The sequence below is a fragment of the Hahella sp. KA22 genome (assembly GCF_004135205.1).
Lineage (GTDB): Bacteria > Pseudomonadota > Gammaproteobacteria > Pseudomonadales > Oleiphilaceae > Hahella.
Window position 1 is genome coordinate 2,692,658 of record NZ_CP035490.1, and the last position, 13,679, is coordinate 2,706,336.

Sequence of the window (13,679 nt, forward strand, 5' to 3'; positions counted from 1 at the left end):
GTTGGTGGGTTCGTCGAGAATCAGGATTTTGGGGCGGTTGATGATGGCCTGGGCGACGCCGACTCTTTGCCGGTATCCCGGGATAAGGTGCTGATGGGGTTGAGCGCCTTATCCCGTAAATCGGTGCGGGCGACGGCGTCTATCACCGCCTGGCGGCGTTTGTCCGCAGGGGTTCCTCTTAGTTGCGCGGCGTAGTCCAGATAATCCACCACCGTCATTTCCGGGTAAGTGGGTGGATTCTCCGGCAGATATCCCATATTGGCGCGTAGCGCGAGTGAGTGCTCGCGCATGTCTTTGCCGTCGATGCGGATGTCGCCTGACGAAGGCTCAAGATAGCCCATCAGCATTTTCATGATGGTGGTTTTGCCGGCGCCGTTATGGCCAAGTAAACCGACGATGCGGCCGCTTTCGATATTAAAACTCACGTTATTGACGGCGGTGAAGTCGCCGTAATGACGGCTGAGGTTCTGGACATTGATCATGGAATCATGTCTCCCTTCTGACATTTACAACGAATAATGCTTATTGATTATGTTTCGGCATTGCGCCGAGATGATTCCGGGGGGGCGTGGGCTTTTGACTTTTCGACGTCGAAACGCCAATAAGCCCAATTCCCGGGCGCGTTTAAAATAGGGGCTTAAATATAAGAAAAAAATACCGCGACCGAGCAAAATTAATGAAATTTAACCACTTGTCGCGTCTGGTGTGAACGCCGGGAAGTCCCGGCGCACAAGAAGCAGGAGTCAGGTGGAGGGATTATTAATTAATTGCAAGGCGTCGCTGAGGGTTGGAGCGAAGCCCAGAGCGCCCTCGATCGGTCTGACGTTGGCTTTGGCAAGAGTGCGCAAAGGTTGAAACTGCAAGTCCGCCAGAATGAGCTGGCCCCCTCGTTTTTGGCGCGACTGGAGGAACTTGTTGAAGGCGGAAAGCCCTCCGGCGTCCAGCAGGGATACCGCGTCCATGTACAGAATCAGCCCCTGTTTCGTTTCCGTGAGCATGTCCAGTTCGGAAAACACCCTGTCAGCCGCAGCGAAAAATAAGGGGCCGTTGATCTTGTACACCGCCCAATTGTCCGGCAGCGGCGTGGAGATCAGCTTGGGGTGGCTGGAAATATCGGAGACCTTGGTCATCATGGATATATCGCGCATGAACAGCAACGCCGCCATGACGATACCGGCGGAGATCGCCAACACCATATCGAACAGCACGGTGAGCGTGAGGCAGGTCATCAATACCAGAATATCGCCGGTAGGGGCTTTCTTGATCAGCGCGACGACTTTATGCGCTTCGCTCATGTTCCACGCCACCATTAATAACAGCGCCGCCATGGAGGCCATCGGCAGATAGGCGAGCAGGGGGCCCAGGGCGATCAGGCCGGCCAGGACCACGGCTGCGTGCACCATGCCGGAGACGGGAGACTCTGCGCCGGAGCGGTAGTTGGCGGTGGAGCGCGCGATGGCGGCGGTCGCTGTGATGCCGCCGAAAAAGGGAACCACCAGATTGCCGATGCCCTGGCCGAGCAACTCGCCGTTGGCCTGATGGCGGCGTCCGGTCATGCCGTCCAGAACCACGGCGCACAGCAGCGACTCAATGGCGCCCAGCATGGCGATGGAGAACGCCGCTGGCAGAAGCCGTTCGAAGGCGCTCCAGGTCCAGGCCAGCGGCTGGCCGTCCGGGCCCGGTTGCAGCCAGGGCCAGGTGAAATCCGGAAATAAACTGGGAATGCCGTGGCCCACGCCACCGTCCGCCAGCGGGTAGGTGAAACGGGAGCCGATGGTGTCTACAGGATGGCCCGCTGCCGCCAGCGCGAGGGAAACGGCGACGCCAAGCAGAACGGCGGGAAGGTGGCCCGGGACTGGCATTTTCAGGCGCGGCCACAGTATCAGCAACGCCAGGGTAAGAGACGCCACCAGAACGTTCGCCCAGTCCAGCGTCGGGAACGCCAGCGCTAATGCATGGACTTTGCCGATATAGGTTTCCGGCATTTCGGCGAGGCTGAGTCCGAAAAAGTCTTTCACCTGCAACGTGGCGATGACGATGGCGATGCCGGACGTGAAGCCCAGGGTGACGGGTTCCGGGATGTACTCGATCAGCCTGCCCAGGCGAGCCAAAGCCAGTCCGACCAGAATGAAGCCGGACAGCAGCGTCGCCATCAATAGGCCTGCGAGTCCAAATTCAGATGCGATGGGAAACAGGATCACCACAAACGCGGCGGTGGGACCGGATATGCTCAGGCGGGAGCCGCCGGTCAGCGCGATCAGGAACCCGGCGATCATGGCGGTATAAAGACCGTGTTGCGGCGGCACGCCACTGGCGATAGCCAGCGCCATGGCCAGAGGGATGGCGATGATGCCCACGGTCACGCCGGCGATCAGGTCCTTGCGAAAGCGATGGAGGTTATAGGGTTCTTTGATGCAGCTATCGACAAAGGCGCTAGCCAAACGTACCGAACGCAAATGCGCGCGATGTGGCATATGGACTCCGAAGATGTGAAGTTAAGGGACTCGGCGCCAAATTGTTTCGCCGCGATGGCGGGACGCAGTCTGGCGCGCCCTTAGTTTAGCATGGCGCGAGAGTGAAATGATTATGTGGTTGATTTTAAAGGGTTTTTGTGGGTTAGAATTGCTGTTGGTGGCTTCAGGCGAAATCGGCAGGAACCTGGAAAGTCATGTCCTCGCCAGAATAGGGATGCTTAAAGCTCAGTGATTGCGCGTGCAGCAACAGGCGGTCGCTGGCGGCCAGCGCTTCCGGAGACGCGTAGAAACGGTCTCCCAGGATCGGGTGGCCAAGGGACAGCATGTGTACGCGCAGTTGGTGAGAGCGGCCAGTAACGGGGTATAGCTCCACCAGGGTGGCGTTATCTTCCCGCGCTAACACGCGATAGCCGGTCACCGCCGGTTTGCCGTGTTCGAAACAGACTTTTTGTTTGGGACGGTTGGGCCAGTCGCAGATCAGCGGCAGATCCACTTCGCCCTGGTCTTCCTTGATCACGCCCCAGACTTTGGCGATGTAGGTTTTGCGCACTTCGCGCTCCATGAACTGCCGTTTTAGCTCTTTTTCCGCATTGCGTCTCAGGGCCAGCACCAGCACGCCGGAGGTCGCGAGATCCAGCCGATGCACCACATGAGATAAGGGATATTTCTCCTTTACCCGGCTCCAGACGCTGTCATACAAATGCGCGCCGCGCCCGGGAGTGGTAAGAATGCCGCTGGGTTTGTTGACGACAATAATGTCCTTGTCTTCATACAGCGTCTCCAACCAGGGTTCGGTTGGGGGAGAGTAAACGAAATCGTCTTGCATAGGCGGAACGGCTGGCCAAGTGAAGTAATAAGCTCCCAGGGACGGGAATCCGGCAGTTATAAGGCGGTTCGCAGGATAAATCAATCAAGTATTGTTATCGCCGAGCCGGCGGCCATACACTATCCGGCGCTGGTTATTGACGTTCAGCGTGTAAAGCAAACAAGAGATTCAATAAAAATAAAACTGGGACGGCAACCGTCGCGGGAGGATAGAGCATGGAGCGTAGTTATCTGACGACCTTATGTTTGTTGATTTTCCATCAGATTGACGCCGCATACTGGAAAGAGTGGGAGATGTTTCAACTTCCGGGAGGCGTACAGGGATACCTGATTTTCAATATGTTGGCGTTGCCCGCCCTGTTATACGGATATCGACAGGGGTTGCTGAAAAAACGCAATGCGCCCCTGTTTTCCTATGTCTGCGCGGGTCTCGGCATGCTCACGTTCCTGATTCACGCCGGTTTTTTCCTTACCGGATACGCGCAGTTCAAACTGCCGCTTTCCATCGCGTTGATTATCGCCTGCCTGGTCAGCGGCCTCTGGCAGCTTTTTCAGACCCGCTTATTCGAGAGACATCAGCGCTGACGCCTGGGCGCCAGCCTATGGCTAGACTGGGAAAACACGTCCCGAAAAAGCCAAGTCTTGAATAACGGGCCTTGAAAAACTAAGTCTTAAAGAAACTGAGCTTGTCATCCAGCGAGTCCGCCATATTCACCAACGACTCGCTGGTGGCGGCGGTTTTCTCCGCCATGGAGGCATTGCGATGGGTAATGTCCTTCAACTGCTCCAACTGAGTAAACACATCTCGAATTCGCGTGGTTTGAATCGAATTCGATTGCGACACGCTGGAAATTCTGCCGCTGACTTCCTCAATGCCTGCTGCGATAGTCTTTAATTGCTCCGCCATCTGCGAGACCTGATCGGAGCCATTGCCCACGCCAGTCACCGCCAGTTCGATCAAACTCTTGATGTCTTTGGCGGCGTCCGCGGAACGTTGCGCCAAGGCGCGCACTTCCGCCGCCACCACTGAAAACCCCCGGCCTTGCTCGCCGGCCCGGGCGGCTTCGACGGAAGCATTCAGCGCCAGCAGATTGGTCTGGAAAGCGATATCGTTGATAACCCCGATAATATTGTTGATCTTCTCGCTGGAAGATTTGATGGAAGACATCGCCTCCAAGGTGGTTGCGGATACGCTGAGACCAAGCTGGGCCTCTTTGGCGGCGGTTTCGGAGACATTGCGCGTGGCCTTCGCCAGCTCGAAGGTGTTGTCCAGCTCCTCACGCAGCTCCCCGATCAGACGTGTTGCGCTTTCAATCGCAGAGGCCTGTTCTTCGGTGCGACGGGATAGATCTCTGGAGGCGCCGGAGACTTCGCCGGTGCTGGCGGTGAGATTTTTGCTGTCGGCGCGACATTGAATGGCGATCTCATGCAGAGATTTGATGGTCTGACGCAGGTGGTCCTGCAACTCGCCGAACTGCCCGGGTTGGTTATCCCGGGTCTTCAGGTCCAGCTGTCCCTGGCTTAGACGGCGGAAGCTTTCTTCCAGTCTGGCGAAGCTGGAAGCCAGTGTCTCCAGTGTGTCATTGATCGCTATCTTCAGGTGATTGAGGTCGCCGGGAAAGGTTTCTTCAATACGGTCGTCAAAAGCTCCTTCGCGCATAGCCTGCAGTCGCTCCTGTACGATGTGAATCGTGTGTTGAAACTGCTCCACGGCCTTGTTGACCAGGGTGAGTGTACGCGCAAATTCGCCTTGGCTGCGATGGTCTTCTTCAAGTGTGGTCAGGCGGCCTGCGGCCATGGCTTCCATGACGGAGTTAATGCGGCCCATGGAACGTCCGGTGACGGCGATGGAGTGATTGATGTGCTCGCGCAATTGTTGCATATCCCCTTTGTATTCGGAGGTGATAGGGGAATTGAAGTCGCCGTCGCCGAGTTTCTTCACGGAATCCCCGGCCTCGCCGATGAATTTTTGCCATCGATCGAACAAGTGATTGGTGGCGTTGGCCACTCTGCCCAGTTCGTCCTCTCGCACGCTCTCAATACGACGGGACAGGTCGCCGTTCTCTTTTACATCCAAAAGTACTTTTTCAATCTGAGACAAGGGCAGGGTAATGCTGCGTATGATCAACAGCGAGCAGGCGATAACCAGTGCGATGATCGCAAAGGCGATGATCAGGCCCGCGACCAGGCTGGTTTGAAACTCCGCTTTGATATCGTTTAAATAGGCGCCGGTCCCCAATACCCACTCCCAGGGAGCGAACCCTTTCACAAAGGAAAATTTCTCCACGGGTTTGTCGAAGCCAGGTTTAGGCCAGAAATAATCAACCACGCCTTCTCCATCCGCCTTCACTTTCTCCGCAAACGCCACGAACAGAGCCTTGCCGTTGGGATCTTTGACGCCCGTGGCGTCTTTGCCGTTCAGTTCGGGTTTGATGGGGTGCATTACCACATGAGGGTGGTAGTCATTCACCCAGAAATAGTTGCCATTGTCGTAGCGTAGTTTGGATATGTCTTCCAGAGCCCGTGACTTTGCTTCGGATTCGGTGAGTACGCCATTTTGGAAAGACTGGTAGTGACTCTCAATGATGGAATATCCGCTCTCCACTAGATTGCGGAGTTCTTTCTTACGGGCTTCTTCCAACGTTTTGTATTGAGTGTAAAGCGCCAGGATCAGTAGGATGAGCGTGCCCGTGATGGCTATTGCGATAAGGGCGTACATTTTCTGGCGCACGGAGATCGTATTCAGCATGAGGGCGACCTTCTCGGGTTCCTTGAATGTGTTTAAAAGTCTAGGTCAACCCAGGCGCAATTCAATCGGACGCTGTGGTTGCAAACAGGTGATGGAGAGCTTGTCTTTGGCCTGGAAGTCGTCGGCAATGGCAGGATTAAGAAATTATGTAATCCATTTATCATAATCCGCTTGTATATTTATGTGGGCTCGCTTGTACTCTTGTTTATGTCCAATACGCCGCAACTTTGAAGGTTGATGTGACAGGTAATCTTCAGGAAAGCGGTCTTATCTTGTGCTTGTTCATAGGGGCGCTGTTTTGCCTGGTCGTCAATTTTCCATACTTTTCATCAGTAGACTGAACACCTTTGTGTTAATCGTGGTGTTGCTGGCGATGGCTGGCGTGCTGGCTTTCAGCATGTATCGGCTGTCTCTGCCTGAGCAACTGAATCTGGCCTATCAGGATACCCGCGCCACGGTGAATGAGACCCTGGCGGGACAACTCAACGGTTATCTTTCCACGGGGGAGGCGACGCTGCTGACTGCCATGGAAGACACGGTCCGCGAGCTAAATGAGGTAAAGCTGGCGCAATTCCCTCAGGATATCCAGACGGCTATTGCCGCGCCGTTGCAGACGCTATTCGAATTCATGCGCACGGATTTGCGGGCCTCGGGGAAGCTTTCCGGCAATACCCAGCAATTACTGCAACAGAATGAGCGGGAGATATCCGATCAACTGTCACTGCTGTCCGGGTACGCCCGTAAGGGTATGGAAGACAAGCCAGAGGCGGCGGGGGAATATTTCGTCAAGATCGCCGCCGCTTATGAAAGCCTGTTGGGGCTGAGCGAGAAGCGCGAAAACTACTTCAGAACCTCTGACGCCAGCCTGTATGAGACGGTTACCAGCAGCCATCGCCAATTGGTGGATAACATTGCTGCGCTTTCTGGACTGGAGCCCCTTGGCGTGATGAGTGAGAAGGAAGAAGACGACTTTCTCAGTATGCTGACGGGCGAGAGCGGATCGGATGCAGAGCAATACGATCTGGTGGAGGACTATCGCAGTGAGCTGCAAAGTTTGTCCGGACGCTATCTGCGAGAGTTGGATAATACCCGTCAGATCATTGAGAACATCCATAACTCGCATGTGCGGGCGGAACAGCTGCTGACCGCGCTAACCTCGGCGATCAGCGACGTTCGCGCGGTTATCGACGCTCAGCGCGAACGCATTGTGCAGTCGGTGTATTGGGCCCTGGGCGTTTCTGTAGCGACAGTAATGATTCTCGCATTAGTGTTTGCTTTCATTCAGGCGCGCATCGCCCGGCGCATTCAAGCGATTACCCCGTCCCTCAGGGCGCTGGCCAATGGGGACTTCACGGATAAACAACGGATTGCTTCCAGAGTGAAGGAAATTGACAGCCTGGGCCGCTCCAGCAGTGAGTTGCGCGATTACCTGTCGCAACTGGCCCGGACCATTACAGATCAAGCCAGCAGTGTGGTGGCGGTCAGCGCGCAGATGAAGGCGTTGTCCAGCGCGTTGACGGATAAAATCGATGCGCAGAATGACCTGGCCGCCATGTGCGCTACGGAGGTCAACGAAATGAGCGCCTCCATTCGCGACGTGGCGCAGACCACTCAGGAAGCTTCCGACTCCGCCTCCCGCGCGACGGAGACGGTGAAAGCGGGGCAGCACGCCATGACGGCGGCGATCCAGGGAATGAATGACCTGCAGGACAGCATCGGTCATAGCAATGCCGTCATCGCACAGCTGCAGAAGGATAGCCAGGATATAGAAAAAGTATTGGCGGTCATTCAGGGCGTCGCCGAGCAGACGAATCTCTTGGCGTTAAATGCGGCGATTGAAGCCGCTCGCGCAGGCGAAATGGGGCGGGGCTTCGCTGTCGTAGCGGATGAAGTGCGCCAGTTGGCCCAGCGTACTTCCAGCTCCACCGACGAAATTCGCGGCATTATCGACAAGGTTATGCGCGGCGCTAACGCGACGGTTGAACTTATTTCCAGGCAGGGAGATATTTCCCGCGCCGCAGCGGAGAAAAACCAGTTATCCGGTCATCAGTTGCGCGAGGGCGAAACCGCCGTCGCCACGATCTATCAAATGAGCACTGTCATCGCCTCCGCCACCGAGCAACAGTCCACCGTGGCGGACAGCGTCAACCAGCACATCCAGAAAATCTCCAGCCTCAGCGATGAAAGCCGCCGCGCCGCCGAAGAAGGCGAACGCTGCAGCGAACAACTGGTCGCCATCAGCGGGCAATTGCAGCAACTGGTGGATAAGTTGAGCCTGTAGCGGGTATATTGCCCGCTCTGTTGTCACAGGTTCTGAGCACAAGCCTCGTGACAGCTTAGTAAGCACTCAACTGTACGCGACAAGCAATGAATCAAGACGAAATCCGCCAGCTGATTATTCAATCCGCCGACGCCAGAGGCTTCACCGATCGCCTATTAATAAAAGAGCTGCGGTCGCAGCTGACGCCATGCGATCCTTCCGAGTTATTTAATGGTTTGTATAGCCTGTTTCTATCCGACGACAGCAATTACCAAAATCGACAAGAACTGGCTGGCAGGCTGCTGTATAAGCTATACCCCCGGTTGCACCTAGATCTGCGGCGGGTGATAAAAGACTGCTTAGCGACCTACTACATCAGTGTGGAACAGCTGCCGCTATACCTGGTCTTGCTCTGCGGCATAGAACGCGTTGTGATGGTCGTGAATGAACTGGCTGCAACTGAACTGACAGAAAGAGAAAGAATCAGCCTGAATGTTTTCAAATTTTGGCTGGGTATGGAGGACTGATCACTCCGATACGCCCGAACCCACGTTGCCCGCCTTATAGGATTTATGTCTCGGTAACCACAGTGATATCACCGCGTCTCTCCATTTTTATCCCGCATTAGAAAAAAACTGAAACTTAATCGTATATTTCGTCACCAAGAGAATAATACAAATTTCTAGTGGGGACATATTGATGACGAATGGCTATGAGACCGTACAGAGTTTTTTATCTGCTTTAGGTAAAAAAAGTGCAATCGAATTAAATTTGGATCGAAACGGGGTTTGTTTGTTAGAGGATGATAGAGGGTTCGTCTGGCAACTTGAAGTCTTAGGAGATGAGGTGCTGATTTCATGCGAAATGATGAAAATAAGTGACCAGGACGGCAATTCGGCTATTTCCCTTTTGGACTTTAATCTTAATCTAAATAAAACAAAAGGCGCATGGTTCTCTCGTAATGCCTCTTCTGGAATGGTTTTGCTATGTATATGTAGACCTATTATTTATCTGGATGAATATTCTTTTGAGTCATTGTTGCTCGGTTTTATGAAGTCCAGTGCTGACATTAAAGAAGAGTTAGAGTTTCAATTAAGTAAAAAATCGGGCGCAAAGGAAAAAGAGGTGTCCCGACCAAACTTTGCTTCTTTCGTATAAGTCCATATCAATAAAATTCATTAGAATAGCCAGGAGAAGTCAATGGATCCTATCGTTGGGAACGCTGCCAGTTCAAGTCATCAGGTAAACACTGCAAATCCAGCCCAAGGCGTTGTCGGTGGTCAGAGTGTTACTACTAGACAAAGTCAGGGAGGTCATAGCGCGGGAGGAGATGTCGCGTCGTTGGAGACGTCTCATGCTGAGGCTCCAACGGGGTTAAAGGCAAAACCTTCTGCTCAAGAAATTTATGATCATTTCAAAGGTGACTATAAGAGTGATGATAGAAGTAAACCTTATGAAATTATGAAAGAAGTTACCAAAGATAAAATTAGTTTCGACACTGAAAAGCCAAGCCTTAATGGGATTCAGAATCGAGCATATCAAGCGCTAAAAAATATGCCTATGACACTAAGGCATTATTCTACTAATCAGCAAACAAAAGGCCAAGAACCGCCATTTAAAAGCATTGCTTCAAACTTTGAGCTGGTGCATAACGGAGTCAAAGAACTGTCGGGTGGAAGTTCTTCAAATACGAATCAAAAGGATTGGACTCATTGCGGTAACACAGCATTTACTTTCTTTCTTGTTAGTATCGACGGGCAAGTAAGCGATAAAGCAAAATTTTTGGATAACTGCACTCATTATGCTGAGATAGATCTATCGAGTGATAGTGCGAAATCATTAGGAGAGATATGGGCTTCGAAGGATTTACTGGATGAGCGTGATCTCGGTTCAGCAGTAGCAATTAAAGGAACTCCCACTGAGTTCAAAGATTTGATATGCCTTCATTTGGCGAAAAAAGGTGCGCTTGGAATGAATGTAGACGCTAAGAACGCTGTGGAAAAGCTTGATACAGCTGTATTTAAGGGTCTACCCGAAGTTAAAGTTCCAGGGTCTGTTCAAGTTGCCGAATGGAAAGCTAAATGATGGGCTTTAGTCTATATAGAAAGGCTGCTCATTCTTTTGCGTCCTGCTTTTGTCGGTATGTCTCGGTAACCACAGTGATATCACCGCAGTCGTCGCGATAAAGCCGGCGGAGGTCCACAGGCAGGCGGCCAGTCCGGCGGTTTGGAACAGCCAGCCTGACAGGAGGGTTCCACATAGCCGTCCCAGGGCGTTGGCCATGTAGTAGAAACCGACATCAAGGGAGACGCCGTCTTCTTTGGCGTAGCTGACGATCAGGTAGCTGTGCAGGGATGAATTGACGGCGAAGACGGCGCCAAAGGCCAGCAGACCTGCGACCACGGTTGGCCCAGGCGGGAGCTGGAAATATAGTCCTGTAGCGATAATCGCAGGCGTTACCGCCAATGCGGTCGCCCAGACGGTTGCGCTGGCGCCGTCAGGCGTTTTGCCTGCGGTGAGTCTGGGCGCAGCGGATTGAATGACGCCGTAGCCGATAATCCAGGCGGCCAGGAAACCGCCAACACTCCAAAAGTCCCATCCCAACTGCTCGCTGAGAAAAACGGGCAGGGCGACCACAAACCACACATCCCGCGAAGCAAATAGAAACAAGCGCGCTGCGGACAGAATATTAACCGCCCGGCTTTGCGAAAAAATATCTTTGAACTTGGGTTTGTTCTTCGCTTTGCCCATGTCTTGTTTCAGCCAATACAGGCTGGCGATCCAGATCACCATGATCGCTATCGCCATGCCCGCTACGGACCCGCGAAATCCGACCAGCGCCAGCAGGGCGCCGCCAAGAAAAAAACCGACGCCTTTCAGCGCATTTTTGGAGCCAGTCAGCAGCGCCACCCACTTATAGAGTTTGCCCTGGGCGTTGGCGGGGACCAGTAGCTTGATTGCACTCTTCGCACTCATCTTGTTGAGGTCCTTAGCGACCCCGGACAATGCCTGGGCGCTCATCACCCAGGGAATGCTTAACCAGGAGGAAGGAACCGTCAGCATAGCCAGTGCGATGACCTGTAACGCCAACCCCAGATTCATAGTGCGGTTAAGGCCGATGCGGGCGCCGAGCCAACCACCGATCAGGTTGGTGACGACGCCGAAAAACTCATAAAAGAGAAACAGCAGCGCAATGTCCAGGGGCGCATAGCCGAGCTGGTGAAAATGCAGCACCACCAGCATCCGCAACGCGCCGTCGGTCAACGTAAACGCCCAGTAATTGCCGGTGATCAATAAATACTGACGCACCTGCGGCGACAGGCTGGCGATGACGGACATAACGACTTCTGCTCCCAATGCCTCTGTTATGCTGCCCCGACCATGCGCGCCAGCTCCACCGTACGGTTGGCGTAAGCCCACTCATTGTCATACCACGCGTAGACTTTTACTTGCGTCTCGTTCACCACCATGGTGGATAAGGCGTCGATGATGCTGGAGCGAGGGTCGGTGCGGTAATCAATGGACACCAGCGGGCGCTCCTCATAACCGAGGATGCCTTTCAGTTCGCTTTCCGCCGCCTTTTTAAACAGTGCATTCACTTCCTCCACGGTGGTGGGTTTTTCTACTTCGAATACGCAGTCAGTGATGGAAGCATTGGCCAGCGGGACGCGAATGGCGTGCCCATTGAGGCGACCCGACAGCTCAGGAAAAATTTCCGTTATGGCGGTGGCGGAGCCGGTGGTGGTTGGAATCAGGCTCATACCGCAGGCCCGGGCGCGTCGCAGATCTTTATGCGCTGCGTCGAGAATGGTTTGAGTATTGGTGATGTCATGAATAGTGGTGATGGAGCCATGGCGTAAATGCAGGTTTTCATGAATGACTTTCACCACGGGGGCCAGGCAATTGGTGGTGCAGGACGCGGCGGTGACGATACGATGCGCCTGCGGAATGAAACAGTGATCATTGACGCCCATCACCACATTCAAGACGCCTTCTTCTTTCACTGGCGCGGTAACCACGACGCGTTTGACGCCCTGAGCGAAGTAGGCCTGCAGTAACTCTTTCTTGCGCATCTTGCCGGAGGCTTCAATCACGACGTCGCACTCGGACCAGTCAGCGCCGGGGATGGCTTTCTCCGCACTGAGAGCAATGTGCTTGCCGTTGATGTCGATACCATCATTGCTCGCTACGGCTTCGTGCGCCCACCGGCCGTGGACGGAATCAAAATTCAGCAGGTGGGCGTGAGTCGCCGCATTGCCGGCGGGGTCATTGATCCTTACAAACTCCACCTCGGGCCAATCCCAGGCGGCCCTAAGCGCCAGACGACCAATACGGCCAAAGCCGTTGATGCCGATTTTTATTGTCATAACCAACTCCTGTTTGTGTTGTTTATCCAGCGGTATGGCGATGTCTGCAGACTTTAGCAGCAGGAACGGGCGCTGTCGGGTTTTATCGTACTGGCGCAGCAGCTTTTTTGCGCTGATGTAGCCGCCGCTTCCTGCTTGGCGGCGCTTGCGTCGCCATAGGTGGGAATGTCTTCCAGACTATGAAAAGCTTCCCAGGCGACGCCGTCTGGGTCGATGGTCCAGTGTTTGTTGGAGCGGGCGTAGCAACAAGCGGCGCCTTCTTCCTCCGTCATGGGGCGTCCGGCGTCTTCCATTACCTGTCGCACCTGATCAAGCTCAGCTTCGCTCTCCACCTGGATGCCCAGGTGGTCCAACCCCTGTTTGGCGGAACGATTGGATATGGCGAAGTTGACCCGGGGATCATCCAGTTTCCATTTTGCGTAGTCGTCTTTAAGGATAGTCGGCTCAGCCGCGAACAGGCGCGAATAAAAGCGGACGCTGGCTTGCAGGTCTTCGACGCTCAGGTGTACATGCAGTCGTTTCATGTCGCTCTCCTTATGTATGTAAAATCATATGTAGAAAAACATATGCTTGTCTGAATAGTAACGGGCGTTAGTCGCAGCAGGCGGAACTGACGCCGGGTCTTGCGCACATGTCGGCGAGTCTGCGCCTGACCTCCTGCATAAACGCCTCATTACCGGAGGCGGTATGTTCCAGGGTGGCTTTTATCCAGTAGGGCAGGATTGGATTCAGACGATAGTAGACCCACTGGCCGCGCTTGCTGTCCAAAAGCAGGCCGGACTTGCGGAGCTGCGCCAGATGACGGGAGATTTTCGGTTGAATTTCCTGTAAGGCGTGAGTCAATTCACACACACATAATTCGCCTTCGCTCTGTATCAGAAGCATAAGACGCAGTCGGGTTTCATCCGCCAGACACTTAAAGAATGAGACGGGAGACATGGCGATTTCCTGTACTATATATGTGGAATATCATATATATGAAATTTCATATATGTCAACGCCAG

Annotated in this window: 12 protein-coding genes and 1 pseudogene; 5 read left to right on the forward strand and 8 right to left on the reverse strand. The window is 53.9% G+C overall.

What is annotated here, in order from left to right; translation table 11 throughout:
* Window positions 1-60: 60 nt before the first annotated feature.
* The 3 genes and pseudogenes from EUZ85_RS31605 to rluA all read right to left on the reverse strand — a co-directional run.
* Window positions 61-506, reverse strand: a pseudogene (locus EUZ85_RS31605) (ABC transporter ATP-binding protein); the annotation flags it as partial.
* Window positions 507-743: 237 nt separating this feature from the next.
* The gene (dauA, locus tag EUZ85_RS12040; protein WP_127969531.1) at window positions 744-2,474 is read right to left on the reverse strand and encodes a C4-dicarboxylic acid transporter DauA; all 1,731 of its coding nucleotides are present in this window, start codon (window positions 2,472-2,474) and stop codon (window positions 744-746) included.
* 163 nt (window positions 2,475-2,637) lie between these two features.
* Window positions 2,638-3,300: a bifunctional tRNA pseudouridine(32) synthase/23S rRNA pseudouridine(746) synthase RluA gene (rluA, locus tag EUZ85_RS12045; RefSeq protein WP_127969532.1), complete on the reverse strand. Its 663-nt coding sequence runs from the start codon at window positions 3,298-3,300 to the stop codon at window positions 2,638-2,640.
* 215 nt (window positions 3,301-3,515) lie between these two features.
* Between rluA and EUZ85_RS12050 the strand changes: the two genes are divergently transcribed.
* Window positions 3,516-3,884, forward strand: a complete 369-nt coding sequence (locus EUZ85_RS12050; RefSeq protein WP_127969533.1) for a DUF6713 family protein — start codon at window positions 3,516-3,518, stop codon at window positions 3,882-3,884.
* A 79-nt stretch (window positions 3,885-3,963) separates the two neighbouring features.
* Here the strand turns inward: EUZ85_RS12050 and EUZ85_RS12055 are convergent, their stop codons facing one another.
* Window positions 3,964-6,048, reverse strand: a complete 2,085-nt coding sequence (locus EUZ85_RS12055; RefSeq protein ID WP_127969534.1) for a methyl-accepting chemotaxis protein — start codon at window positions 6,046-6,048, stop codon at window positions 3,964-3,966.
* A 298-nt stretch (window positions 6,049-6,346) separates the two neighbouring features.
* Here EUZ85_RS12055 and EUZ85_RS31040 point away from each other — a divergent pair, with 298 nt between their 5' ends.
* The 4 genes from EUZ85_RS31040 to EUZ85_RS12075 all read left to right on the forward strand — a co-directional run bounded on the left by EUZ85_RS31040 (window position 6,347) and on the right by EUZ85_RS12075 (window position 10,393).
* Window positions 6,347-8,329 (forward strand): methyl-accepting chemotaxis protein, encoded by a 1,983-nt coding sequence (locus EUZ85_RS31040; protein ID WP_127969535.1) that lies wholly within the window; start codon window positions 6,347-6,349, stop codon window positions 8,327-8,329.
* Window positions 8,330-8,415: 86 nt separating this feature from the next.
* Window positions 8,416-8,835: a hypothetical protein gene (locus EUZ85_RS12065; protein ID WP_127969536.1), complete on the forward strand. Its 420-nt coding sequence runs from the start codon at window positions 8,416-8,418 to the stop codon at window positions 8,833-8,835.
* Window positions 8,836-9,007: 172 nt separating this feature from the next.
* Window positions 9,008-9,466 (forward strand): CesT family type III secretion system chaperone, encoded by a 459-nt coding sequence (locus EUZ85_RS12070; RefSeq protein ID WP_127969537.1) that lies wholly within the window; start codon window positions 9,008-9,010, stop codon window positions 9,464-9,466.
* Window positions 9,467-9,508: 42 nt separating this feature from the next.
* Entirely contained in the window at window positions 9,509-10,393 is an 885-nt protein-coding gene (locus EUZ85_RS12075; protein ID WP_127969538.1) for a hypothetical protein, read from the forward strand.
* Window positions 10,394-10,399: 6 nt separating this feature from the next.
* On the opposite strand, the gene arsJ is transcribed toward EUZ85_RS12075, so the two are convergent.
* The 4 genes from arsJ to EUZ85_RS12095 form a co-directional block, all read right to left on the reverse strand.
* On the reverse strand, window positions 10,400-11,647 hold the full coding sequence (gene arsJ, locus EUZ85_RS12080) for an organoarsenical effux MFS transporter ArsJ (RefSeq protein ID WP_127969539.1): 1,248 nt from the start codon (window positions 11,645-11,647) through the stop codon (window positions 10,400-10,402).
* Window positions 11,648-11,673: 26 nt separating this feature from the next.
* Entirely contained in the window at window positions 11,674-12,675 is a 1,002-nt protein-coding gene (locus tag EUZ85_RS12085; protein WP_127969540.1) for an ArsJ-associated glyceraldehyde-3-phosphate dehydrogenase, read from the reverse strand.
* Window positions 12,676-12,728: 53 nt separating this feature from the next.
* Window positions 12,729-13,199 carry an ArsI/CadI family heavy metal resistance metalloenzyme gene (locus tag EUZ85_RS12090; protein ID WP_127969541.1) on the reverse strand — a complete coding sequence of 157 codons (471 nt, stop codon included), beginning with the start codon at window positions 13,197-13,199 and terminating at the stop codon, window positions 12,729-12,731.
* A gap of 67 nt (window positions 13,200-13,266) precedes the next feature.
* Entirely contained in the window at window positions 13,267-13,614 is a 348-nt protein-coding gene (locus tag EUZ85_RS12095; RefSeq protein WP_127969542.1) for a metalloregulator ArsR/SmtB family transcription factor, read from the reverse strand.
* Window positions 13,615-13,679 lie beyond the last annotated feature (65 nt).